The 25,883-nt window shown below is 71.2% G+C and carries 13 protein-coding genes; 4 read left to right on the top strand and 9 right to left on the bottom strand.

Annotation, left to right across the window (positions count from 1 at the left end):
• Positions 1-82: 82 nt before the first annotated feature.
• Complete coding sequence (locus GEV28_RS24565; protein ID WP_291414540.1) at positions 83-1,033, top strand: methionyl-tRNA formyltransferase; 951 nt, start codon at positions 83-85, stop codon at positions 1,031-1,033.
• On the opposite strand, the gene GEV28_RS24560 is transcribed toward GEV28_RS24565, so the two are convergent.
• From GEV28_RS24560 to GEV28_RS24535, 6 genes are read right to left on the bottom strand one after another with little or no spacing between them, the layout of a single operon-like run.
• Positions 1,030-1,236 (bottom strand): MbtH family protein, encoded by a 207-nt coding sequence (locus tag GEV28_RS24560; RefSeq protein WP_291414539.1) that lies wholly within the window; start codon positions 1,234-1,236, stop codon positions 1,030-1,032. The genes GEV28_RS24565 and GEV28_RS24560 overlap by 4 nt on opposite strands.
• Position 1,237: 1 nt before the next feature.
• Positions 1,238-5,926 (bottom strand): non-ribosomal peptide synthetase, encoded by a 4,689-nt coding sequence (locus GEV28_RS24555; RefSeq protein ID WP_291414538.1) that lies wholly within the window; start codon positions 5,924-5,926, stop codon positions 1,238-1,240.
• Entirely contained in the window at positions 5,923-11,469 is a 5,547-nt protein-coding gene (locus GEV28_RS24550) for a non-ribosomal peptide synthetase (protein ID WP_291414560.1), read from the bottom strand. Before GEV28_RS24550 ends, GEV28_RS24555 begins: the two co-directional genes overlap by 4 nt.
• The gene (locus GEV28_RS24545) at positions 11,400-12,785 is read right to left on the bottom strand and encodes a condensation domain-containing protein (RefSeq protein ID WP_291414558.1); all 1,386 of its coding nucleotides are present in this window, start codon (positions 12,783-12,785) and stop codon (positions 11,400-11,402) included. Before GEV28_RS24545 ends, GEV28_RS24550 begins: the two co-directional genes overlap by 70 nt.
• Entirely contained in the window at positions 12,686-17,323 is a 4,638-nt protein-coding gene (locus tag GEV28_RS24540; protein WP_291414537.1) for a non-ribosomal peptide synthetase, read from the bottom strand. Before GEV28_RS24540 ends, GEV28_RS24545 begins: the two co-directional genes overlap by 100 nt.
• A 32-nt stretch (positions 17,324-17,355) precedes the next feature.
• On the bottom strand, positions 17,356-18,369 hold the full coding sequence (locus GEV28_RS24535) for an ABC transporter substrate-binding protein (protein WP_291414536.1): 1,014 nt from the start codon (positions 18,367-18,369) through the stop codon (positions 17,356-17,358).
• A 103-nt stretch (positions 18,370-18,472) separates the two neighbouring features.
• On the opposite strand from GEV28_RS24535, the gene GEV28_RS24530 reads away from it, so the two are divergent.
• The 3 genes from GEV28_RS24530 to GEV28_RS24520 are packed head-to-tail and all read left to right on the top strand — an operon-like array spanning position 18,473 to position 21,365.
• Positions 18,473-19,504 (top strand): iron chelate uptake ABC transporter family permease subunit, encoded by a 1,032-nt coding sequence (locus GEV28_RS24530; protein WP_291414535.1) that lies wholly within the window; start codon positions 18,473-18,475, stop codon positions 19,502-19,504.
• Positions 19,504-20,550 (top strand): iron chelate uptake ABC transporter family permease subunit, encoded by a 1,047-nt coding sequence (locus GEV28_RS24525; protein WP_291414533.1) that lies wholly within the window; start codon positions 19,504-19,506, stop codon positions 20,548-20,550. Before GEV28_RS24530 ends, GEV28_RS24525 begins: the two co-directional genes overlap by 1 nt.
• On the top strand, positions 20,550-21,365 hold the full coding sequence (locus tag GEV28_RS24520; protein WP_291414557.1) for an ABC transporter ATP-binding protein: 816 nt from the start codon (positions 20,550-20,552) through the stop codon (positions 21,363-21,365). Before GEV28_RS24525 ends, GEV28_RS24520 begins: the two co-directional genes overlap by 1 nt.
• Positions 21,366-21,440: 75 nt before the next feature.
• Here GEV28_RS24520 and GEV28_RS24515 read toward each other — a convergent pair whose 3' ends face one another.
• The 3 genes from GEV28_RS24515 to GEV28_RS24505 all read right to left on the bottom strand — a co-directional run bounded on the left by GEV28_RS24515 (position 21,441) and on the right by GEV28_RS24505 (position 25,771).
• Positions 21,441-21,572 carry a hypothetical protein gene (locus tag GEV28_RS24515; RefSeq protein WP_291414532.1) on the bottom strand — a complete coding sequence of 44 codons (132 nt, stop codon included), beginning with the start codon at positions 21,570-21,572 and terminating at the stop codon, positions 21,441-21,443.
• A 101-nt stretch (positions 21,573-21,673) separates the two neighbouring features.
• Positions 21,674-22,093: a hypothetical protein gene (locus GEV28_RS24510; RefSeq protein WP_291414530.1), complete on the bottom strand. Its 420-nt coding sequence runs from the start codon at positions 22,091-22,093 to the stop codon at positions 21,674-21,676.
• 1,005 nt (positions 22,094-23,098) lie between these two features.
• Positions 23,099-25,771: an RHS repeat-associated core domain-containing protein gene (locus GEV28_RS24505; protein ID WP_291414528.1), complete on the bottom strand. Its 2,673-nt coding sequence runs from the start codon at positions 25,769-25,771 to the stop codon at positions 23,099-23,101.
• Positions 25,772-25,883 lie beyond the last annotated feature (112 nt).

Genomic DNA, 25,883 nt, shown 5'->3' with positions numbered 1-25,883 from the left:
AGGTAAGCCTAACCTAATCCGTTACGGTAAGGGTAGGCTTGCTTCACCTGAGTTACAGCTCACAAGGCACGGAGGAGTGGTCATGCGCGTGGTCCTGTTCGGGTACCAGACCTGGGGGTACCGCACGCTCGAGGCGTTGCTGACGTCCGAGCACGAGGTAGCCCTGGCGGTCACGCACCCGGCGAGCGAGCACGCCTACGAGTCGATCTGGAGCGACTCCGTGGCCGAGCTGGCCGAGGCCAACGGCGTTCCGGTCGTCGTGCGCAACCGGCCGGACGAGGACGTCGGGCAGGCGCTCAAGGACGCCGACCCGGACATCATCGTCGCGAACAACTGGCGCACCTGGATCCCGCCGCACATCTTCGAGCTTCCCCGGCACGGCACGCTGAACGTGCACGACTCCCTGCTGCCCGCCTACGCCGGGTTCGCGCCGGTGATCTGGGCGCTCATCAACGGAGAGGCCGAGGTCGGCGTCACCGCGCACATGATGAACGAGACCCTCGACGCCGGCGACATCGTGCTGCAGCGCGCGGTTCCGGTCGGCCCGACCGACACGGCGACCGACCTCTTCCACCGCACGGTCGACCTGATCGGCCCGATCGTCGTCGACGCGCTCGCGATGATCGCCGCCGGGCGGCGCGAGCTCGTGGCCCAGGATCGCGCCAAGGCGAGCTTCTTCCACAAGCGGTCCATCGAGGACAGTCGGATCGACCTCGGCCGGCCCGCCGCGGACCTCGAGCGGCTCGTGCGCGCGCAGTCCGACCCGTACCCGAACGCCTTCTGCTACCACGGTTCCACGCGGTTGCGGATCGTCTCGGCCGCGGTGTCGACGGGCCGGTACGGCGGCACCCCGGGCCGCATCTTCATCAAGGAGGGCGACGGCGTGGTGATCGTCGCCGGCGCGGACGCCCGGTTCGGCCGCAACCACGGCCTGCTCGTCCGCCGCGTCCGCCTCGACGACGGCACGGAGCGGCCGGCCCTGGCGTACTTCCGCGCGATGGGCGGATACCTCACCTCGCACCCGACAAGTTAGGCCATCCGCTCCCGGAGCGTCCTGGGCCGCAGGTCGGTCCAGGACGCCTCCACGTAGGCCACGCAGGCGTCCCTCGGTTCGGGGCCGAAGGCGGTGTGCCAGCCGGCCGGGATCTCGGCGAAGGACGGCCACAGCGAGTGCTGGTCCTCGTCGTTGACGAGCACGTAGTAGGTGCCGTTCGGGTCCTCGAACGGGTTCGTCATCTCATACCTCCGACTCCAGGATGGTTACGAGCTCGCGACCCAGCGACTCGACCGTGGCACGGTCGAACAGGCCTGTTCGGTAGTGCAGGTAGCACGCCACCGGCCCGCCGCCCGGCGGCTCGTAGTACGCCAGCGTCAGCTCGGCTTCCGTTCTGCCGACCGGGATCGCGGTCGCCGTGCCGGTCGCCGGGCCGGCCAGCCGGGCCTGCTCGTGGTGGACGAGCATGACCTGCGGCTTGTCCGCAGCCACGTCGGCGAGCGGGACGTCCTGGTGGGCCAGGGCGTCCAGAGTGGACTCCCGGATCCGGGCCAGCAGCTCGCGGAAGCCCGGCTCACCCGATGTGTCGGTGCGCAGGACGACCGTGTTGAACAAGCACCCGACCAGGCCCGCGAGCGGCTCCTCGGACCGGCCTGCCACCAGCGTGCCGATCGGCAGGTCCGTGCCCGCGCCCCGGGCCGTCAGCAGCCGGGCCAGCGCGGCCTGCAGGACCATGAACATGCTCGTTCCCGACGCTCGCGCCAGCTCGTCGATCCTGCGGTGCAGCCCGGCGTCGAGCACCAGGCCGACGAAGTCCGCGGCGTCGCTTGCCGGCCCCGGGCGATCGGCCGGCAGGCACAGCCGGGGCAGACCGCCGAGGCGGTCGTGCCAGTATGCGAGCTGGCGGCCGGCCACGGCGTCGAGGACCTCGGTCGCCCACGCCGCGTAGTCGGAGTACGTGACAGGCAGCGGTGTCCATTCGGGAGCGTGGCCGGCCCGGCGCGCCTCGTAGGCCTGGCTCAGGTCGCGGAACAGCGGGACCACCGACCACTCGTCGACGGCGAGGTAGCTCATCCTCAGCTCCAGCGACGCCGAGCGTGCGTCCCAGCGCGCGCTGAACAGCGCGGGGTCGCGCAGCGGCTCGTGCCGGGCCACCACGTCGTCCACCGCCGCCACCAGCGCGTCGACGTCCACATCGGACACGTCGGACCACCGGACGGCGAACGCCTGGTCCACGCCGGCCGAGTGGTTGCGCTGCACCGGCGCCGCCACGGGCCCCGCGTGCACGCGGCGGGTGAGCGCCGGGCGGCCCTCTGTCGCCGGGCCCAGGCGGTCGGCCAGCGACGCGACCGTCGGCGCGTCGAAGATGTCGCGGATCGTCAGGTCGACCGTGAACGCCGCGCGGACCCGCCCGCACAACCGCATCGCGGCCATCGAGTGCCCGCCGAGCGCGAAGAAGTTGTCGTGCACACCCACCGAGGGCAGGTCGAGCACCTCCGCGAACAGCCCGGCCAGGCGGTGCTGTGCCGCGGTCGCCGGGCGGTCGTCGCCGGCCAGCGTCGACCAGTCCACCGCCGGCAGCGCGCGCCGGTCCAGCTTTCCGTTGGGCGTCAACGGAAGCGGCCCGTCCAGCGGTACGACAGTCGCGGGAACCATGTGCTCCGGCAGGAACTCCGCCAGGTACGCGCGCAGCTCCACCGGATCCACCACGCCGGCCGTCGGGGCGACATAGCCGACCAGGCGCGTCACCGATCCGGACCGGTCGGCCACCACCGCGGCCTGCCGCACCGACGGATGCCGGGCCAGCGTCGCCTCGATCTCGCCCAGCTCGACCCGGAACCCGCGCACCTTCACCTGGTCGTCGACCCGGCCGAGGAAGTCCAGCAACCCGTCCCGCCGCCACCGCGCCCGGTCGCCCGTGCGGTACATCCGCGTGCCGGGCGGGCCGAACGGGCACGCCACGAACCGCTCGGCCGTGAGCGCCGCCCGCCCCAGATAGCCCCGAGCCAGCCCGCGGCCGGCGACGTACAGCTCGCCGGTCACCCCGGGCGGCACCGGTCGGAGCCGGTCGTCCAGCACGTACACCCGGGTGTTCGGGTCCGGCACGCCGATCGGCACCGTGCCCGCCCGGTCCGGCGCTGCCGGCCGCACCGCCTGCCACAGCGTCGAGTTGACCGTCGCCTCGGTGAGCCCGTACGCGGCCAGCACGTTCAGCCGCCCCGCCCACCGGCCGATCAGGTCCGGCGGCACGGTCTCGGTGCCGACCAGGATCGTCGCGTCGGACGGCAGCTCGCAGCCCTCGGGCAGCGCCGACACCAGCGACGGCGGAAGGATCATGTGCGTCACCCGCTCGCGGTGCAGGAACTCGGTCAGCTCCCGCCCGGCCGTGCGCACCTCCTCCGGCGCCAGCACCAGCGTCCCACCCACGCAGAGCGCCATGGTCAGCTCGAACACCGCGACGTCGAAGCCGACCGACGCGTACTGCAGCACCCGGCTGTCCTCGCGCAACCGCATCCGGTCGACGGCGGTCGCCGCGAGCGACGCGACGCCGTCGTGCGGCACCACAACGCCCTTCGGTCGGCCGGTCGAGCCGGACGTGTAGATGACGTACGCCGCGGTATCCATGCTCGACGACCCTGCAAGCAGGTCTTCGGTGTTGATGCTCGACCCTGCAAGCAGGTCTTCGGTATAGATGCTCGACCCTGCAAGCAGGTCTTCGGTGTCCAAACCGAACGGTCCGGTGTCCACTGAGGACCCGTCGAGACTCGCCAGCAGGTCCGGGGTGTCCAGCAGCAGCCGGGCCGCGCCGGTGTCGGGGATCTTGCCCGTCACCGTCTCGGTCGTGAGCACCAGCCGTGCCCGCGCGTCGGCGAGCATGTAGGCGATCCGGTCGGCCGGGTGGGACAGGTCCAGCGGCAGGTACGCCGCGCCGAGCTTCAGCACGGCCAGCACCGACGCGACCATGTCCGCCGACCGCGGCACGGCGAGGCCGACCACGTCCTCGGCGCCGACCCCGTGCCGCCGCAGCAGCCGGGCGATCCGGTTCGACCGCTCGTCCAGCCGCGCGTAGGTGAGCGTCGTCGACCCGTCGACCACCGCGTCGGCGTCCGGCTTCGCCGCCACGCACCGGGCGAACAGCTCCGGCATCGTCAGCGCGGGCACGTCCCGGTCGGTGGCGTTGAAGCCCTCGACCACCTCGTACCGCTCGGCGGCCGTCCGAAGGTCCACATCGGACAGCCGAGCGTGCGGGTCGGCAACCACCGCGGCCAGCAGCCGCTCCAGCCGTGCGCCCAGCCCGGTGATCGTCGCCGGGTCGAACAGGTCGGTGGCGTACTCCAGCCGGCACTCGATCCGCCCGCCGGCGGCGTGCTCGGCGAAGCTGAACACGAGGTCGAACTTGGCGCCACGGTTGGGGAATGGCACCGGCTCGACGGTCAGGCCGGGCAACCCAAGCCCCTCGTCGCCGACGTTGTGGTAGCCGACCATCACCTGGAACAGCGGGTTCCGCGCCAGCGAGCGGGTCGGGTTGAGCCGCTCCACGACCGCCTCGAACGGCACGTCGGCGTTGGCGAACGCGGCGAGGTCGGTCTCCCGCACCGACGCCACCAGGTCCGTGAACGACGACGTGCCGGCCACGGAGGTCCGCAGCACCAGGGTGTTCACGAAGAACCCGACCAGCTCGTCCAGCGCGCCGTCGACGCGACCGGCGATCGGGGCGCCGAGCGGGATGTCCGTACCGGCGCCCATCCGGTGCAGCAGCGCCGCGACCACCGCGTGCAGCAGCATGAACATGCTCGCGCCGGTCTCGGCGGCAACGGAGCGCAGGCCCGCGCAGACCTCGTCGGGCAGCGACAGCAACTCTTCCGCGCCGCGGAACGTCGGCCTGGCCGGGCGCGCTCGGTCGGCGGGCAGCTCCAGTTCCTGCGGCGCTCCGTCGAGCGTGCGGTGCCAGTAGGCCAGCTGGGTGCCGGCCACGCTGTCCGCGTCGGCCGGGTCGCCGAGCACCTCCTGCTGCCACAGTGAGTAGTCCGCGTACTGCACGGCGAGCGGTGCCCAGTCCGGTGCGGCGCCGCGGAGCCTCGCGGCGTAGGCGATCGCCAGGTCACGCAGGAACGGCCGGTCCGACCACTCGTCGGTGGTGATGTGGTGCAGCAGCACGACGACCACGTACTCGCCCTCGGACACCCGGGCGACCGTCACCCGCAGCGGCAGCTCGGTCGACAGGTCGAACGGTCGCTCGACCGCGTCCCGCACGGTGTGCTCCGCGAAGGCGACGACCTCCACCACGGGCCGGCCCTCGGGCAGGATCCGCTGGTACGGCACGCTGTCGCGCTCCACGAACACCGTGCGCAGCGCCTCGTGCCGGGCCACCACGTCGCCCAGCGCGGCCTCCCACGCGGCCAGGTCGAGCACGCCGCGCAGCCGGAACACCAACGGGAAGTTGTACGCGGCCGAAGACTTGCTTGCAGGGTCGAGCATGGATACCGAAGACCTGCTTGCAGGGTCGAGCATGGATACCGAAGACCTGCTTGCAGGGTCGAGCATCGATACCGAAGACCTGCTTGCAGGGTCGAGCATAGGCGCCGAAGAGCCCTCCATCTGCTGGATGAACCAGAGCCGCTGCTGCGCATGGGAGAGCGGTACCTCGGCCGGCCGCTCGCGCGCGACCAGTGGCGGCCGGTTCGGCCGCTCGGCGGCGGCCACCCGGGCGGCCAGCGCGGCCACGGTCGGCGCCTCGAACAGGTCCCGGATGGCCAGGTCCACCTCGAGTGCCGTGCGGGCCCGGCTGATCAGCCGGGTGGCGAGCAGCGAGTGGCCGCCCAGCTCGAAGAAGCCGTCATCGACCCCGACCGTGGCCACGCCGAGAACGTCCGTGAACAGTCCACACAGGACTGCCTCGATCGGCGTCGACGGTGCCCGGCCGGCGGTCACCGCGATCTCGGGCGCAGGGAGGCCCGCACGTCGAGCTTGCCGTTCACCGTGAGCGGCAGGTGGTCGACCGGCACGATCGCGGCCGGCACCATGTAGTCCGGCAGCCGCTGCTTGAGGTACTCCCGCAGGTCCTCGGAGGTCGAGACGACGTAGGCCACGAGCCGCTTCGTGGCGCCCGCGTCGACCGCGAGCACCGCGGCTTGCGCCACCTGAGGATGAGTGGTGAGCACGGCCTCGATCTCACCCAGCTCCACCCGGTAGCCCCGGATCTTCACCTGGTCGTCGGTGCGGCCGAGGAAGTCGAGGTTGCCATCCTGGCGCCGGCGCACCAGGTCACCGGTGCGGTACATGCGCTCGCCCGACGCGCCGAAGGGGTCGGCCACGAACCGCTCGGCGGTGAGTCCGGGCCGGTCGTGGTAGCCGCGGGCCAGCCCGATGCCGGCGATGTACAGCTCGCCCGGTGCACCCGGCGGCACCGGCCGCAGCCGCGCGTCGAGGACGTAGCCACGGGTGTTCCGGATCGGGCGGCCCACCGTCGGCGTCTCGGAGTCCACAGTGGACGCGCCGAGGGTGTTGATCGTGTACTCGGTCGGGCCGTAGAGGTTGTAGCCGTAGGTGCCGTCGGTGTCGCGGAGCCGCCGCCACACCGGGTCGGGCACCGCCTCGCCGCCGAGCAGCACCAGCGGCGGGACATGGCCTTCGAGCAGGCCTTCCTCGAACAGCAGCTGGGCGTAGGTCGGCGTGACGTTGACGACGTCGATCCGGTGCCGTTCGCAGTAGGCGACCAGCGCCTCGGCGTCGCGGCGGAGCGCCTCGTCGCAGACGTGCACCTCGTGGCCCTCGACGAGCCAGAGCAGCTCCTCCCACGACATGTCGAACGCGAACGACACGGTGTGCGCGATCCGCAGCCTGCGGTTCGTCGCGGCGATGGTCGGGCCGAAGATCTCCGCGCGGTGGTTGAGCTGCATGTTGGTCAGCCCGCGGTACGGGGTGACCACGCCCTTCGGCTTGCCGGTCGAGCCCGAGGTGTAGATCACGTAGGCCGGGTGCTCGAGCCGGCCGGGCGTCCCGTGCGCGAACGCCGGCCGCTCGTCGTCGGTGATCTCGTTGTCCGGCGGTGCGGCCAGCTCGGCCAGTACCGCCGGGTCGTCGAGCCGCACGGCGCTCGCGGACAGCCCTGCGTCCACTGTGGACATCGAGAGCAGGCACACCGGCCCGGTGTCCTCGACCATCAGCCGCAGCCGGCCCACCGGGTGGTCGAGGTCCAACGGCAGGTAGGCGGCGCCGGTACGCAGCACGGCGAACAGCGCGACGACCATCTCGATCGAGCGCGGCAGCGCGAGCGCCACCACGGTCTCCGGTGCCGCGCCCCGCGCGAGCAGCAGCCGGGCCAGCCGGTTGATCCGCGCGTCCAGCTCGGCATAGCTGAGTGTGCGGTCGCCGAACACCAGCGCGGTGTCCTCGGGCGTGCGAGCGGCCCGCGCGGCGAGCAGATCGGCCACCGTGTCGTCCGGCACCGGGTGCCGGTTGGCGTCCCACTCGGCCGCCAGGAGCGCCTTCTCGTTCGGCAGCAACAGGTCCAGCCGGCCGATGGGCGCGTCGGGGTCGGCGCAGAGCCGTTCCAGCACCGTGCTGAACCGGGTCAGATAGGACTCCGCGGTGGCGTCGTCGAACACGTCCGGCCGGTACTCGAGCTTCACCCGCACCGCCGGGCCGGGCGTGACGACCAGGGTGAGCGGGTAGTGGGTGGCGTCCACCCCGCTCGCGTCGGTGATGCCGTAGCGGGCGCCGAGCGCGGCGAAGCCGTCGGCGTCCACGAAGTTCTGCAGCACGTACAGCGTGTCGAACAGCACCGGGTGGCCGGCGGCCTGCTGCACCTCGCCGAGCCCGAGGTACTCGTGCGGCATCAATGCGGTGCGCCGGTCCTGGATCCGCCGCAGCAGCTCCGCGACCGTCTCGTGTGGATCGAGCGCGACCCGGACCGGCACGGTGTTGAGGAACAGGCCGATCGCGCTCTCGACGTTCCGCACCTCGGTGGGCCGGCCGGCGACGGTCGTGCCGAACACGACGTCACCTCGGCCGGTCGCGCCGGCGAGGACCAGCGCCCACGCGGCGTTGAGCAGCGCGTTCAACGTGACCCCGGCGTGCCGCGCGACCGCCTGGAGCCGGTCGGCGTCGAGCTCGACGAGGTGGCGGCGCGGGATCACCGGCCGCATCGCGACCTCGGCCCGGCCGACCAGCGTCGGCTCGGCGAGCCCGGCAAGAGCGTTCCGCCACGCGGCCCGCGCGGCCTCGGTGTCCTGTGTGGACAGCCAGGTCAGGAAGTCGCGGTAGGCGCCCGGGGTGGGCAGGTCGCGGTCGTCCCCGCCCCGCTCGTACAGCGCGAGCAGCTGGTCGAGGAACCGGCCCTGCGACCAGCCGTCCCACAGGATCAGGTGGTGGCTGGTGACGAGCCGGTCCCGGCCGTCACCGAGGCGGATCAGCAGCATCCGGCACAGCGGCGGGTGCGCGAGGTCGAACCGGCGGGCGCGGTCGGCGTCCATCAGCTCGAGTGCGTGGCCGTGCGGATCCACGACGTCGCTGAGGTCGATCTCCTCGATCGGCAGCTCGGGTGCGCCCGCGACGAACTGCACCGGGCCGGGTACGCCGTCGCTGGTGAACCCGGCGCGCAGGCCGGCGTTGCGTGCGAGCAGCGTCGCGCACGCCTTGCGGAGCCGGTCGAGGTCGAGGCGGTGGTCGAAGTCCATCGCGCTCTGCGCGGTGTAGACGTCGAGCTCGGTCGCGTCGTAGGTGGCGTGGAAGAACAGGCCTTCCTGCAGCGGCGACAGCGGCCAGATCTCCTCGACCGGCTGCCCGGCGAGCGTCTGGACGTGATCGAGCAGGCGGGAGTCGGCGCCCGCCAGCTCGTGCAGCGCCGCCCGCCACTCGCCGGCGAGCGTGCGCACGTCCTCCGCCGTGAGCCCGCCCGCCCAGGTCCAGGTGGCCCGCAACCGGGGCCCGTCGGGGGTCTCCGCGCACATGGCGTCGAGCGCGAGCACGTGCGACATGCCCATCTCGGGGTGGGGCAGCAGGTCGAGCGCGTCGGCTTCGGGCGCGGGCGCCCAGTCCTGGTGCTGCGCGGCGGGGAAGCGGCCGAAGTAGTTGAACAGCACCTGGGCCGGCGGCAGCTGCGCGAGCAACGGGGCTGCCTGCGCGTTGAGGTGGCGCAGCATGCCGTGGCCGATCCCGTGGTCCGGTGCGCTCCGCAGACATTCGCGGACCAGCTCGACCGTGTTCGCGGCGGCCGGCAGCCGGACCGGTTGGACGCTGGTGAGCCAGCCGACCGTGCGGGACAGGTCGAGGTCGCCCTCGCGGCCGTGCCGTTCCACGTCGACGAGCAGGTCGGCGTTCCCGCGCCACCGGGTGACCGCGACGCGCAACGCGGTGAGCAGCACCTCGTGCAGGTCGGCGCCCCGCAGGAGCGGCGCGGTGTCCTCCGTGGACAGTTCGACGACGTGGCCGTGCAGGTCGCGTACCAGCCCGGGGCGGGCGCCGGGGACGAGGTCCGCGCCGGGGGCGAGGGTCTCGGTCCAGTGGGTCAGCTCGGCGAGCCGGTGCGGGGCCCGCGCCTGCTCGGCGACGGTGCGGGCGAAGCGGCGCAGTGAGGTGGGGACGGGATCGAGCTCGCCGCCCCGCCATGCGGTCGCGAGGTCCTCGAACAGGATCCGCCAGGACACGCCGTCGACCACCAGGTGGTGCGCGACGATCAGCAGCCGGCCGGGCTCGGGGCCCGCGTCGAACCAGACGAACCGCAGCATCGTGCCGGCTTCGGGGGCGAGCTGGACCGCTGCCGCGGCGGACTCGGTGGCGATCACCGGCCGCAGGTCGTCGAGCCCGGTCACGTCGACGCGGTGCACCTCGACCGTCGCGGTGGGGAGTGCTTCGAGCGACCAGAGGACCGGGGCGATCCTGGTGAGCCGCTGGCGGAGGCCGTCGTGCCGGTCGAGGATCGGGTGCAGGGTGGCGGTGAGCCGGTCCCCCGTCGCGCCCGCCGGGGTCTGGACGAGCATGGACAGGGTGAAGCGGTCGATCGGGCCGCCGCGTTCGCGAAGCTGGTGCACCACCGGCAGGAGCGGGATGTCGCCGATGCCGTCCCGGTCGGCCGGTGTCGCAGGGGGCGGCGCGGCGAGGGCGGCGAGCGCGGCCGGGGTGCGGTGCTCGAACACCTCTTTCGGGCTCACGTCGATGCCGGCCTTGCGGGCCTGGCCGGCGACGGTGATCGAGAGGATGCTGTCGCCGCCGAGGGTGAAGAAGTCCTCGTCCGCGCCGACCCGGTCGAGCTTGAGCACCGCGGCGAAGATGTCGCACAGCGCTCGTTCGCGGTCGTCGCGCGGGTCGTTGGCCCGCGCGCGCTCGATCGCGGGGGCGGGCAGGGCGTTGCGGTCGAGCTTGCCGCTCGGGGTGAGCGGCATCGCGTCGAGGGCCACCAGGACGTCCGGCACCAGCGGCGCGGGCAGTGCCGCCGCGAGCGCGGCCCGGACCGCCTCTATGTCCACAGTGGATGGTGTGAGGTAGCCGACCAGCCGGGTGCCGTGGACGGCCGCGGCGGCCTGGGTGACCCCGGGCCGGGTGGCGAGCCTGGCCTCGACCTCGCCGAGCTCGACCCGGTTGCCGCGGATCTTCACCTGGCGGTCCGCGCGGCCGAGGTAGCCGAGCGCGCCGTTGTCCAGCCGGCGCACGAGGTCGCCGGTGCGGTACATGCGCTCGCCCGGCGCACCGTTCGGGTCGGCGACGAACCGCTCCGCGGTCGTCCCCGGCCGGTCGTGGTACCCGATGGCCAGCTGCGCGCCCGCGACGTACAGCTCGCCCTCGTGTGCCGGGCGCAGGTAGCGGTCGAGCACGTAGAGCCGGGTGTTGGCGACCGGGAGTCCGATGGGGACGGTGCCGCCGGACTGCTGGCCGTCGTGGCGCCACCAGGCCACCTGGACGGCGGTCTCGGTAGGCCCGTAGACGTTGTACAGCGGGCCCCGCCACCGGTCGGCCACCTCGGCGGGAAGGGCGTCGCCGCCGGCGAACACCCGCGGCGACGACCCGTCCGCACCGGCCGCGAGCAACGCCGGGAGCATGGACGAGACAGTCATCAGCGTGGTCACCCGGTGCTCGCGGATCGTGGCGGCCAGCTGGCCGGGGTCGCGGTGCCCGTCCCGCCCGGCGAGTACGACGGCGGCGCCGGTGGTGAGCGGCCACAAGATCTCGAGGAGTGAGGGATCGAAGCCGGCGGAGATCTGGTGCAGCACCCGATCGCTCGCGTCGAGCCCGAACTCGTGCCGCAGCCAGCAGAGCTGGTTGACGATCGCCCGGTGCGGCACCGAGACGCCCTTGGGTCGCCCGGTGGAGCCGGAGGTGTAGATCAGGTAGGCGGGATCGTCCGGCGTGGCCGGCGAAGGTCTCGGCTCGGCATGCGCGGTGCGGGCGGCCTCGACCTCGCTGGGGGTCAGAACCGTCGCCGCGCCCGCGTCGGTGCGCATGAACGTGCGGCGGTCGGCCGGGTGGTCGACGTCGATCGGGAGGTAGGCGGCACCGTCCGCAGCACGCCCAGCAACGCCACGATCAGCTCGGTCGACCGCGGGATCTCCACCGCGACCACATCGCCAGGGCCCGCCGGCAACCGGTCGGCCACCGCCTGGGACCAGGCGACCAGCTCGCGGTAGGTGAGGGGCTCGGGGCCAGGATCACGGGACACCAGTATCGCCACCGCGTCCGGGGTCCGGGCGGCCTGCGCGTCGACCAGATCGGCCAGCGTTGCCGGGGGGAGCGGCAGGTCCGGGCCGGTGAGCACGGCGGCGTCGGGGTGTGTGTCCAGGTGGGACACCGGGCGGGTCGGGTCCTCGGCCAGCGCCGTCAGGAGGTGGCGCAGGCTCGTGCCGATGCGGTCGGCCCCCTCCGGGGCGAGGCGCGCGCTGTCGTACTCGAGGTGGATCGCCAGCCGTTCGCCGGGCAGGACGATCAACGCCAGGGGGTAGTGGCCCTCGCCGTGCGCGGTGACGTCGGTGACCTCGATCGTGCCGGCCGGGTCGGTCAGCGTCGCCTCGACCGGGTAGTTCTCGAACACCAGCAGCGTGTCGAACAGCTCCGGCAGACCGGCGAGGCGCTGGAGCTCCGCCAGGCCGACGTGGTGATGGTCGGTCAGGTCCGACTGCTCCGCCTGCAACGCGGCCAGCGCCTCGACGGCCGGTTGGTCGGGACGCCAGCGCAGCCGCACCGGCAGCGTGTTGGCGAACAGGCCGATCATCGCGCCTACACCGTCCACTTCGGACGACCGGCCGGACACGGTGGTGCCGAACACCACGTCCTCCCGGCCGGTGAGCCGGCCCAGCAGCAGCCCCCACGCGCCCTGCACCAGCGTGTTCAGCGTCAGGTCGTGCGCGCGGGCCAGGGCGGCCAGCGGCTCGGCCGCGACGTCGATCGTCAGCGACGCCGGGCGCGCCCGCGCTGCCGGGACGGTGCCGGGCAGCAGGGTCGGTCCGTCCAGACCGGACAGTGCGGAGCGCCACGCGGCGCGGGACTCCTCGTGGTCCCGTTCGGCGAGCCACTCGTGGTAGCGGCGGTACGGCGGCACCTCGGGCAGCCGCGGCAGGTCACCGGTCGCGTAGAGCGCGAGCAGCTCGTGGACCAGCAGCGGCGCGGACCATCCGTCGGTCGCGATGTGGTGCAGGGTCAGCACGACCCGGCTCCGGTCCTCGCCGCGGACCAGCGTCACGCGCAGCAGCGGCGGCACGCTCAGGTCGAACCGGACGGCCCGCTCGGCGGCGGCGACCTCGGCCGGGTCGCCGGTGGTCTCGCGCCACGGCACCGCGACGCCCTCCGCGATGAGCTGCAGGAGCCGGCCGTCCGGCAGCTGGCGGAACGACGCCCGCAGCGGCGCGTGCCGGTCAGCACCGCCTGCGCGGCCCGGCGCAACGCGGCCGCGTCGACCGACCCGGTCAGCTCGACAGTCTGCTGCACGAGGTAGACGTCGTCGGCGTCGACCTCGGCGTGGAAGAAGAAGCCCTCCTGCAGCGGTGACGCCGGCAGCACGTCGGCCACCGGGCCGAGCGCGTCCACCTCGGCCTGGTCCAATGGCACCAGCGGGAAGTCCGACGGCGTGTGCCCCCCACCGTCCAGAGTGGACAACTCCACCAGCACCGAGCGCCACAGCGCCGCGAACCGCTCGACCTCGGACTCGTCGACTGCACCCGACGGCCATGTCACGTTCGCCGTGAACGTGCCGTCCCGCACCAGTGCGTTGATCTCCAGCAGGTGGCCCAGCGGCATCGCCGGGTCGGCGCCACCGCCGAACCCGTCGCCGCCGCTGAACCGGCCCAGGTAGTTGAACAGCAGCTCCGGCACCGGCCCGCCGAGCCGGTCGCGGACCAGCCCGTAGCCGATCCCGTTGTCCGGCACCGCACGCAGCTGCTCCTTGACCCGCTTCACCGCCGTGTCGAGGTCCCCTGCGCCGGGGCTCAGCCGGACCGGGAACGTGCTGGTGAACCAGCCGACCGTCCGCGACAGGTCCGCGCCCGGCACCAGCTGCTCCTCGCGCCCGTGCCCCTCCAGCTCGACCAGCGCCTCGTCGCCGCCGCGCCACCGGGTGACCGCGATCGCCAGCGCGGCAAGGAGAACGTCGTTGACCGAGCCGTGGTACGCGGCCGGCAGCGTGGCCAGCAGCGGCGTCGTCACCTCGGGCGGCAGCGACACGGTGAGCGTGCGGGCCGTGGCCGCGGTGTCGGCCGCCCGGTCCAGCGGGCGGGTCCCGAGTGGACGGACCGCGCCGGCGAGCTGTGCGCGCCACACCGGCAGCTCGGCGGTCCGGTCGACGTCGGCCAGCGCCGTCGCCCAGGAGCGGAACGACGTCGGCACCGGCCGCGGCGCACGGCCGGCGGCGAGCGCGGCCAGGTCCTCGGCCAGGATCCGCCACGACACCCCGTCCACCACGAGGTGGTGCGCGACGAGCAGCAGCCGCTGCTCGGCCGGGAACCACACCGCCCGCAGCATCCGGCCCTCGCTCGGCGCCAGCCGCGCGACGGCGAGCTTCTCCTGCCGCCGCACGTCCGCGCCCGGACCGACCTCGTCGATCAGGTCCGCTGCCCGCACCGAGCCAGCGGGCGGGACGTCGAGGGTCCACTCCGGAGTGAGCGTGGCGCGCAGCAGGTCGTGATGGTCCACCAGCCGTTGCAGGACGGACGTGAGCTGGTCGCCGTCGAGGTCGGGGACGTGCAGCGGCATCGACTGGTGCAAGCCGTCGACGCGGCCGCCCGGCGCGGCGAGGTCACGCAGCCAGCCGATGATCGGCGTCGCGGGGACCACACCGGTACCGGAGTCGTGTCGCGCGGGCGCGGTGTCGCGGACGACGGCGGTCGCGGCCAGCGCGGCCACCGTGCGGTGCCGGAACACCTCCCGCGGGGTGAGCAGGATCCCGGCCGCGCGGGCCTTGCCGACCAGCTGGATCGCGACGATGCTGTCGCCGCCGAGCTCGAAGAAGCTGTCCCGCACGCCCACCGACGGCAGCCCGAGCACCTCGGCGAACACCTCGGCCAGCACCCGCTCGGCATCCGTGCTCGGCGCCGACGAGCCGACCAGTGTCGCCCAGCCCAGCTCCGGCAGCGCTTGCGTGTCGAGCTTTCCGTTGGGGGTCAACGGAAGCCGATCGGCCACGGTGATCACCGCGGCCGGCACCAGGTACTCGGGCAGGTGCTCGCCCGCGTACTCGCGCACGGCGCGCGGGTCCACATCGCCGACGACGTAAGCCACCAGCCGCAGCCCGCCCCGCTGGTCCGGACGCGCGAGCACGACCGCCTGCCCGACCGAGGGGTGGCGCAGCAGCACGCTCTCGATCTCGCCCGGCTCCACCCGGTGCCCGCGGATCTTCACCTGGCCGTCCGACCGGCCGAGGAACTCCAGGTTCCCGTCCTCCCGCCAGCGCACCCGGTCACCCGTGCGGTACATGCGCGCACCCGGCTCGGCGAAGGGATCGGCGACGAACCGCTCGGCCGTGAGCCCTGGCCGGCCGCGATAGCCCCTGGCGAGGCCCCGGCCGCCGACGTACAGCTCACCGACCACCCCGACGCCGACCGGCCGCAGCGCGCCGTCCAGCGCGTACAGCCGGGTGTTCGGGTCCGGCCCACCGATCGGCACCGGACCGTCCCAGCCCGGTTCGGCGAGCCACAGCGTCGAGTTCACCGTCGCCTCGGTGAGCCCGTACGCGACCACCACCCGCTGCGTCGACGACCAGCGCGCCACCAGCTCGGCCGGCACCGCCTCGGTCCCGACCACCAACACCGCGCCGGCCGGCAGCCGGCAGCCCGGCGGCAGCGCGGCCACCAGCGACGGCGGCAGGATCATGTGTGTCACGCCGTGGTCGGCGATGTAGCCGGTCAGCTCCGGCCCGGCGACCCGGCGCTCCTGCGGCACCAGCACGACCCGCGCGCCGGTGCCCAGTGCCATGCAGAGGTCCCACACGGCGACGTCGAACCCGACCGAGGCGAACTGCAGCACCCGGCTCCCGGCGGACACGCCGAGCCGGTCCACCGCGGTCGCGACCAGACTGCCGACGCCGTCGTGCGGGACCGCCACCCCCTTCGGTCGCCCGGTCGAGCCGGATGTGTAGATCACGTAGGCCGCTCCCTGCAACGGCACCGTGACGTCCACATCGGAGGAGTCATATGTGGACAGGTCGACAGTGGTCAGATCCAGGCTGTCGTGCGGCAGCCGCTCACCCGGTACGTCGTTGTCGGACGTGGTCAGCACCAGCCGGGCGCCCGCGTCGGCGACCATGTACGCCAGCCGGTCCACCGGGTGGTCGGTGTCCAGCGGCAGGTAGGCCGCCGCTGCCTTCATCACCGCGAGCAGCGCCACGACCAGCGTCGGCGTGCGCGGCATGGCCACCGCGACGACGTCCTCGGCCACCACGCCGCGGGCGATCAGCAGGCGGGCCAACCGGTTCGCCGCCGCGTTCAGCTCCGCATACGTCAGGGTCGTGGACTCGCACACCAGCGCGACCGCGTCCGGGGTGCGCCGCACCTGGGCCTCGAACGCCGCGGGCCAGGTCACCTCGTCGGTCTCGCGCGGGGAGGTGCCGAGCTCGATCAGCCGGGACCGCTCGGCCGGCGGCACCAGCTCGACCTCGCGCAGCGGCAGCGAGGGCGACCCGGTCATCGCGTCCAGCACGGCGAGCAGGCCGTGCTCGTGGGCGGTGAGCTCCGTGGGCCCGCACACCGAGGCGTCGGCGTCCAGGTCCAGCGCGATCGTGCCGTCCGGGTGCTCGAAGATGTTGACCGCGAGGTCGGACACCGGCCCCGGCCACACCTCGTGCACCGTGCCGGTGGCCGCGCCGAACGGCAGGACCGGGGCGTAGCCGACGATGTTCACGGTCGGCCCGACGAGCCCCGCGACCCCGTCGGCAGTGCCCAGCTCCCGCGCCAGCTCCTCGGCCCGGAACCGCCCGTGCGCCACGACGGAGCCCACCTCCGCGGCCGCGGTGTCGACGAGCTCGCCGACCGGTACGGCGGAGTCGACCCGCAGCCGCAGCGGCAGCACGTTGGACACCATGCCCGGCACGGCGCGCTGGACTGCCCCGGCCCGCCCGGTGACCGGCAGCCCGAGCACCACGTCGGCGGCGCCGGTGACCCGGTGCACGTAGCCGGCCACCGCCGCGATCAGCACCCGCGACGGCCGCACCCCGGCCCGCCCGGCGAACACACGCAGCCGCGCGGTCCGCTCGGAGTCCACTGTGGACCGGCGGCGCTCGATCCGGCGGATCGGGTTCGTCGCCAGGTCCAGCACCCGGGCCGGCTCCGGCGCGTCGGCGAACCGGGCCAGCCAGTGCGCCCGGTCGACGGCGAACCGCTCGCTCGCCCGGTAGGCCGCGTCCGCGTCGGTGAGCCGCGCGAGCGACCAGTCCACTTCGGACAGCGAGCCGCCCGCGTAGTGCTCGGTGGCCCGGTGGGTGAGCAGCGCGAGGCCGACCCCGTCGATGACGATGTGGTGGTAGCGCTGGTACCACAGCACCCGGTCGTCGGTGAGCCGCAGCAGCGCGTGCCGGAACAGCGGTCCCCGCGCCAGATCCATCGGGTGGGCCCGGTCCTCGAGCATCCACGCCTGCGCCGCGGCGTCCGGGTCGGCGCCGGCGCGGAAGTCCACCAGCGGCACGCCGGCCTCGCCCCGCGGCGCGGCGACCTGCCACGGCGTGCCGTCGCGCACCTCGAACCGCCTGTGCAGGCTCTCGGCCTCACCGACGGTCGCCGCCACGGCCGCCGCCAACCGGTCGAGCTCGACCGGCCCCCGGATGTCCACGTACAGCGCGATGTTGAACGCGGTCCCGGCCGGCTCGACCTGCTGGGCGTACCAGACCCCGGCCTGCCCACCAGTCAGCGGCAGCATCCCCATCCCAACCCCCGACGATCTCGACCGGCTCAGGACTTGTCGAGCAGTGGCACGAACTCGTCGAGGGCGTACGGGATGCTCAGTACGGTGTTGAACGACAGCGCCGCGCCGATCGGCGGCTGCGCGTAGGGCACGAACATCGCCCGGTTCTCCCGGGCCGCCGCGAGGCCCTGGTACACCGGGTCGGCCTTCACCCGCGCCTCGGCGGCCGGGTCGGCGGTGAGGAACAGCACCAGGTCCTGGTCGATCATGTCCGCGCGCTCGGTGGAGATCTCGGCCGCGTTGTTGTCGCCCGCCGCCTCGTTGATCTCGTCCGGGACGGTGAAGCCCATCTCGGTCATGAAGACGGCCTTCGGGTCGGTCTTCTGGAACACCGCGTACTGGCCCGGCTGGTACGGGTCGACCACGGCGACCGTCTTGCCCTTCCAGTCCGGGTGGTCCGCGCGCACCTTCGCGAACCGGTCGTCGACGTCGGTGATGAGCTTCTCGACCTCGTCGGGCTTGCCGAGCGCCTCCCCGGCGAGCCGGGTCATGTCCTGCCACGGCGCGCCGTAGTCGGCGAAGTCCTTGGGCTGCCCGACCGTCGGCGCGATCTTGGTCAGCTCGTCGTACTGGTCCTTGGTCATCCCCGAGTACAGCGCGAGGATCAGGTCCGGGTGCAGGTTGAGGATCTTCTCGAAGCTGAAGTCGTCCCGCTCGCCGACGATCTCCGGGGTGTCGGCGCCCCACAGGTCCTTGGTCCACGGCCACAGTCCGTACGGGCGCTCCTTGAACCAGTCGACCGCGCCGACCGGCTTGACGCCCAGCGCCAGCACCGCGTCCTGGTCGGACAGGCCCAGCGTGACGACCCGCTTCGGCTCCTTCGGGATCTCGGTGGTGCCGTACTTGTGCTCGACCGAGAGGGGGAACGTCGCGGCCTCGGAGGTGTCGCCGCCGCTCGCCGGCCGCTCGCTCGAGGGTTGCGCCGAGACGCCGCAACCGGCCAGAACCAGTGCCGCGAGTAGGGAGATGACCGTGGCCATGGGCCGCCGCACGGAAGACATGAGCTCCTCTTCGAGGGGGTGCGAGGTTAAGTTAGCCGAACCTAACACGCCACCTGCCGGTGAGGTATACCTACCCTAAGTTCAGTTGGGTATCGTGACTCACATGATCGTGGCTCAGGCGGTAGTCGGCGTGCGCCCGTCGGCGTCGCGCCGGCGGACGCTGCTGCTGGTCTCGTTCGGCGTGCTGCTGGTGCTGTGCGTGCTGTCGCTCGCCATCGGGACCCGCACCGTGCCACCGGGTGACGTGCTGTCCGCACTGGTCGGCCAGGGCAAGCCGGACATCGAGGCGCTCGTGTGGGGCGGGCGGATGCCGCGGACGCTGCTGGGCCTGCTCGTCGGTGTCGCGCTCGGGCTCGCCGGTGCGGTCATGCAGGCGCTGACCAGGAACCCGTTGGGCGACCCCGGTTTGCTCGGGATCAGCGCGGGTGCCGCGTTCGGCATCGTGGTCGCCGTCGCCGCGACCGGGTTGACCTCGCTCTACGGCTACATCTGGTTCGCGTTCGCCGGTGCGCTGCTCGCGAGCGCGGTCGTGTACCTGCTCGGCAGCGCCGGTCGCGGCGGCGCCACCCCGGTGAAGCTCGCGCTGGCCGGCGTCGCGATCACGGCACTGCTGACGTCGTTGACCTCAGGGATCTCCTTGGTCGACCCGGAGGCGTTGAACCGCTACCGGTTCTGGGCCGCCGGCTCACTCGCGGGCCAGGACGCCGGCGTGGTGCTGCGGGTGCTGCCGTTCGTGCTGGCCGGCGTGCTGCTGGCGCTGGCGTCGGCGACCGCGTTGAACAGCATGGCCCTGGGCGACGACCTGGCGGTCGCGCTCGGCAGGCGGGTCGGGTTGACCAGGCTGCAAGGGGCGCTCGCGATCACGCTGCTCACCGGTTCGGCCGTGGCGGTCGTCGGGCCGATCGTGTTCGTGGGACTGGTGGTGCCGCACGTGGCGCGGGCGATCACCGGGCCGGACCACCGGTGGCTGCTGCTGTTCACGATGGTGCTCGCGCCGATCCTGGTGCTGGCCGCGGACATCATCGGGCGGGTCATCGCGCGGCCGGGGGAGACCGAGGTGGGCATCATCGTCGCGTTCATTGGGGCGCCCTTCTTCATCGCGCTGGTGCGTAGGCGCCGGCTGGCGGAGCTCTGATGGCCGTCACCGCGGTGCGTTTCCGCCTCTCCGCCCCACCGGTCTCCGGGGTGCTGCGGCCGCGGCTGCTCGGGACGTGTCTCGCGCTCGCGGCGGTCGCGTTCTTCCTGTTCTGCCTGGGGATGACGCTCGGCGACTACCCGCTCAGCGTCGGGAAGGTCGTCGCGGCGCTGTTCAGCCGGGGCGACTACTACGACCAGGTCGTGGTCTACGACTGGCGGATGCCCCGGGCGCTGGTGGGGCTGCTCGTCGGGGTGGCCTTCGGGATGTCCGGCGCGCTGTTCCAGACGATCACCCGCAACCCGCTCGCCTCGCCCGACGTCATCGGGATCTCGGCCGGCGCGACCACCGCGGTCGTCGGCGGGGTGGTGCTCGGCATCGGCGCGGGCCTCGGCACGCAGACGCTGGGTCTGGTCGGCGGCGTGCTCGCGGCGCTGGTGATCTACCTGCTGGCGTGGCAGCGCGGGACGACCGGGTACCGGATCATCCTGGTGGGCATCGGGGTCTCCTGGATGTGCACCAGCGCGACCGGGTACCTGCTGGCCAGGGCGAAGCTGCACGAGGCGCAGGCGGTGGTCGGCTGGATGGTCGGCAACCTCAACAACGTGACGTGGAGCCACGCGACGCCGTTGATGGTGTCGATGGCCGTGCTGGTCCCGATCGCGGTGGTGCTGAGCGGTTGGCTGCGGACCCTGTCGCTTGGTGACGACGTGGCCGTCGGCCTCGGCACACCCGTGCAGACGGCCCGGCTGGTGCTGATGCTCACCGGCGTCGGCCTGGTGGCCTTCGGTACCGCCGCGGCGGGTCCGGTGGCGTTCGTGGCACTGGCGTCGCCGCAGATCGCCCGCAGGCTGGCCGGCCGGCCCGCGCCCCCGCTCGTCGCGTCGGCGTGCACCGGCGCGGTGGTGGTGCTGGGCAGCGACCTGCTGGCGCGGGTGCTGCTGCCGGACACCCAACTGCCGGTGGGCGTCGTCACCGGGGTGCTGGGCGCCCCGTTCCTGCTCTGGCTGCTGGCCAGGGCGAACCGAGCCGGCTCGGGAGGCTGATCGTGTCCGACCTGCGTGCCGAGGGCCTACGCCTCGCCTACGACGACCGGGTCGTGGTCGAGGACCTGTCGCTGCTGGTTCCACCGGGCCGGATCAGCGTGATCGTCGGCGCGAACGCCTGCGGGAAGTCGACCCTGCTGCGTGCGCTGGCCCGGTTGCTGACCCCGCGCGCCGGGACGGTGTACCTGGACGGCCGCTCGGTGCACTCGCTGCCCACCCGGTCGGTCGCGCGCCAGCTGGGCATCCTGCCGCAGGCGCCGGTCGCCCCGGACGGCCTGACCGTGATCGACCTGGTCACCCGGGGCCGCTCGCCGCACCAGAGCTGGTGGCGTCAATGGTCTTCCGCCGACGAGTCCGCCGTGCTCTCGGCGTTGCGCGCGACGTCGCTCGTCGAGCTGGCCGACCGCCCGGTGGACGAGCTGTCCGGAGGTCAGCGCCAGCGGGCCTGGATCGCGATGGCCATCGCCCAGGAGACGCCGATCCTGTTGCTGGACGAGCCGACGACGTTCCTGGACCTGGCCCACCAGATCGACGTGCTGGACCTGATCGTGGACCTCAACCGCCGCGAGGGCCGCACCATCGTGATGGTGCTGCACGATCTCAACCAGGCGTGCCGGTACGCGGACCACGTGGTCGCGATGAAGGAGGGCCGGATCGTCACCCAGGGCCCGCCGGCCGAGGTGATCACCCCGCCGGTGGTGGCAGAGGTCTTCGACCTGCGCTGCCAGGTGACGACCGACCCGGTGAGCGGCACCCCGCTGGTCATCCCGATCGGCCGCCACCACCCGGCGGTCACCTCGCCGGCCGCGCCCTGAGGTCGCCTATGCGCGCAGCCGCGCGTACCAGGTGGCGATCGACCGCTTTGACCGAGACGCCGAACGTGCGTGGGCTCATTTGATGTCCTCGAGACGCTCGAGAATCCGCGTCCAGGCGAAGATCGCGAGCCCGTTCTCGTCGCGTTCGGTGATGGCGTCCGGATCGAGCACCGTGACACCGGCATCGCGAAGCGTCGTGACACTCACGGCATAGGCAGGATGGCGTCGTAGCAATGGGTTTGAGCACCGGTGGCGCGGAGGCGGCCACGACGTATGCACTCGGGGCTGCTGCGCTCGCCACTTGGGTCTCAGTCCCGCGTGGCGCCTTCTGGCCATATGACGGTCACAGGTAAGCCACGGTCGCGGGCCGCGTCGACCACGTCGGCGGTACCGCCATAGCCGCGAGCGGGTTCTCCGGAGTAGGTGAAGTTCTGCTCGTTGCCGTTGCGGTCCCGTACGGCGGACAGCCAGATTCTGTTCCTCCTATTTAGACAGGTAGCAGCGGAATCCAGGATGGCCACCATGGAGGCTGCCCACTCGAGCAATGTTCGTACATCGGAGAAGGTTCGTTTCTGACCGTAATCGCAAGCGATATGTACGACCACGATATCAACAACACTACCAGCAGCAGCAATCCAGTTCCGCCAAATAACTTCCATGTCGCAGCCCGCCTGATACGCGATATCAGCCAGCAAATACCGAAGCCCGCGGTCAGGAAAACGATCCATCCGGTTAAGGCGACTACAATTGCCCCAGGGAGTTTGCCGATGCCAACGCCCCCTATCGCATCGCAGTAGACGTTGAAGGCTTGGACGAACCGATGTGCGCCAGCGAACCAAGCCGAACTCAACACAATTACTGCAACTATCTTCCAGATAACCCTCTTAGACTTGATCTCGTTCACAATATATACCAATCAAGTATTCGGGAGCCACACACAGGTGATCGTAGCTATTCAGCTGTGATGTAGCTGATCCTGCTGGCGTGTCGCGGGTGGACTTCATGGCGGAATCTGGGATGATCTTGATGTGTCGGTTCCGGGGTCACTTGAAGCGTTGGTTGAGCAGTTGCTCGCGCCAGCGAGGGTGAGAAAGTTGCGAACGCCTCAATATCCGCACTACGAGCACCGGTCGAACGAGTCGTGTCACACGTCAAGAACTGGCGCATCCTCCACACCGACTACCGCCGCCCATATACCACCTACCGTCAAACATACAACGCAGCCCGCGCATTGTTCTTCTTCTCAATCAAATGGGGGTTTTGAATAACCCTCATGATCTGGCCGGCGGGGAGGTGACGGTGTCCAGTCGGCCGAAAGGGTCGTAGTTGTAGCTGGCGGTCGCACCACTGGCGATGGTGGTTACGAAGCGGATAGGTCCGCTTGGACAATCACATCTCGTTCTCTTTCGAATTGCGCGATCGCCACTGCGTCGTCGTTAAAGTAATCGTCCCAAAATCCTATCCGACCCCAACTTGAAGGGCAAAAATCTAGCTGTCTATGGCGAATTATGGCAGTCCAATTAGATGGCAACGAGCCAGATGTTACTTCAAAGATTTCAATCGGCCACAGAGAATGAGTATCAAGATCGCTCGTGATGCGGACGCGAACCTGATGTCCGATGGTCGCGCTAACCGCCAATACAACGTACTCTTTTCCCACGGTGAGCGCCCTACTCCATTCGAGGGGCTCGTTCCGCGCATTGATCAACCGGATGCAACGTACACGCATTATGTTATCCGACCCGCTTAGTCTTGTAGTCGAAATTGTAGTTAACTCTATCCGTGACTGGGTTATAGTAGTAATGAACTTCAATTGACCCATAGCCTGGCATGCGCCGTGCTATGGAGTACTTCCCCCAGTCACCTAGGCGACTACCATCCGAGGTTAGCGCGCTCTTCAAAGCATCGTTCCCCAAGTCGGTAGCCTCCATAATCCTTTCACCCTGGCTTAGTGCATCATGAGTGAGGGTGCCGTCGCGATTGAACAGCGAAGCGTACTCCTCTCTGTGCAGCTGATCGCGCAGGCGGACCATGTCGAGCGGGCTAGTGGGCCTGCCGACTCGGCCGCTCATAACCGACATGCTTCCGTCTTTGCCGCCGGACATCATGCCGCCGGCGGCGGCCATGGCCATGATGCGGGCGAAGGTGTTTTGGTCGCCGCAGGTCATGCCGGTTTGGCGGCACATGGCTTGGCCGAACTCGGTGGCGTGGGTGAGTAGGCCGTAGCCGCAGGAGTTCGTGTCGGGGCTGGTGCAGTGGATGCCGGTGAGGGCGTCGTCGCCGAATCTGTCTTTGAACTCGCGGCTGGCGGCTTGGTAGGCGTTGGCGTAGGTGGCGGTGTCCGGGGCGATGACTCGGGTGACGCCAACGTCATGCAGGTAGCCGTCCATCGGCTTCGCGGGCGCGACGTAGGTGCCGTTCTGGTAGTAGCCCGCATCGGAGTTGCCGGGGTCGGCCGGGCCGGTGGTGGACACGCGCCCGTCGCCGAGCGGCGTACCGACCCCGCAGGCATCCAACGGACAGTGACCGTCGATTTCGATGCCGGTGATGGGGTTGCCGCCGGCCATGGTGTAGCGGTTGCCGGTCCACGGGTTGGTGCCGAGGTTCATATCGGCGAGGGCGCCGTTGTAGGTGTCGCGGACGGTGAAGCGGTTGATCGCCGGGTTGTAGTCGCGGAAGCCCATGTCGTAGCTGCCGCTGGCGGGGTCGAACCGTTTGCCGGTGTAGCGGTAGTAGTTGAACGGTTCCTTGTCGGGGTTTTGGGTGTCGGGTTTGTCGATGCCGGTGAAGGCTTCGGTGTCATCCGTGCCGTAGGCGGTGTAGCCGTAGGTGGCTGTGGTGTCCCCGGATGCGGTGGTGAGGGTTTCGACGTCGGTGTGCGGGTTGTAGCCGTAGTAGGTGTCCTCGGCGACCTGCGGACCACCACCGTCGGTGTCCTTCCTCTGCTGGGTCAGCCGGCGGCCGTACGCGTCGTACTGGTAGGTGCGCTGCAACTGCCCGGCGATCTGTTCGGCGACAACCTTGTCGGACAGGCCGAGGTAGGCGAAGTCGGTGGTCTCCGCGTCGGGGGTGCCGGCCTTGTCGGTCTTCGCCGCGGTCCGGTCCAGCGGGTCATACCGGTAGGTGGTGGACAGCAGTGTGCCGCTGGTGTCGCGTTTGCGGTGGGTGGTGGTGCGGTCGAACCCGTCGTAGACGAACTGCTCGATGATCTGCCCGGCGGAGATGACGGTGTCGAGCCGGCCGAAGGGGTCGTAGTTGTAGCCGGCGGTCGCCCCACCAGCGCTGGTCGTGGTGGTGAGGCGGTTGCGGTCGTAGGCGAAGGTGGTGTGGGTGCCGTCGACGGTTTGGTCGATGACGTTGTTGTTCGCGTCGTGGCGGTAGGTCTCGGTCTCCACCACGGTGCCGCCGGTGGTCTTCTTCTGGACTTGGGTGAGGCGTTCGCGGGGGTCGTAGCTGTAGTGGTAGATGTGGTCGAGGTAGGCGGTGTGGTTGTCGGCGTTCTGGATCTTCGTCGCGTCGGTGGCCCGGTTCCCGTTCGCGGTGTACTCGATCAGGTGCTGGGAGACCAGGGTGCCGTCGGTTTTCTTCTCGACCTGGGAGGCGAGGGCGCCGTCGAGGTGGTAGCCGTGGTCGACGGTGTTCCCGTTCGCCTTGGTCTCCCCGTCGATCTGCCCGCGCGGGGTGTAGCTGAACACGGTGACTTGGGGGGTGCCGCCGGTTTCGGTGTTGGTGACCGTGGCGAGCAGGTCGCGGGTGGTGTAGTCGAACACCGAGTCCTGCCGGTCGTGGTCGCGGGTGGTGATGGCGCCGTTCTCGTTGTAGCTGTAGCTGGTGGTGTTCTTCACCACCGTCGCGAGTTTCTCTTCGACCGTGGTGAGCTGGTTGAGCCCGTTGTAGGTCAACTGGTACGTGTCGACCGCGGCACCCGGGCTCGAGTCGGACAGCGTGGTGAGGTTCGCGTTCGGGTCGTAGCTGTGGCTGAACGTCTTCGCCTCGGTGTCAGGCTCGCCGGTGTTATCGCGGACCAGTTTCACCGCATCGGCCAGCACCGTGCCGTCGGCGTTGTCGGTGAGGGTGATGTGGGTGGCGGTGCCGGCGGTGAGCTGGTGGCGGCCGAGGCTGACCCAGGTCCCGCCGCCTTGGGTCTGGTCGACCGTCACGGGGGTTTGGGTGGTGCCGGTGTCGACGGTGTAGGTCGCGTCGCTGGCGGCGCCGGTCACATCGGACGGGTAGCGGGCGAACACCTCGTAGGTGCCGTCGGCGGGCACGACCGGCGTCCACGTGAAATGACTGGTGCCGGTGCCGGCGGGCGCGGTGTGGTAGTCGAAACCCTGGTAGCCGCTTCCGGTGTCGTCGCGGGTCCAGGCGCCGGTGGCCGCCACGTTGGCGGTGTCCGAGTTGTCCACCAGCGCGACGTGTAGACCAGCGGGGACGCCATCGTCGCTGCGGGATTTGAGTTTTCCCGTCGGGGTAGTAGTCCCAGGCCATGGTGCGGTCCGACGAGCCGCCGGCGCTGGT

The sequence above is a fragment of the Actinophytocola sp. genome (assembly GCF_009379765.1).
In the GTDB taxonomy this organism is placed as follows: domain Bacteria; phylum Actinomycetota; class Actinomycetes; order Mycobacteriales; family Pseudonocardiaceae; genus Actinophytocola.
The sequence above is the reverse complement of the archived record's forward strand: the minus strand, read 5'-3'. Positions and strand labels throughout refer to the sequence as shown.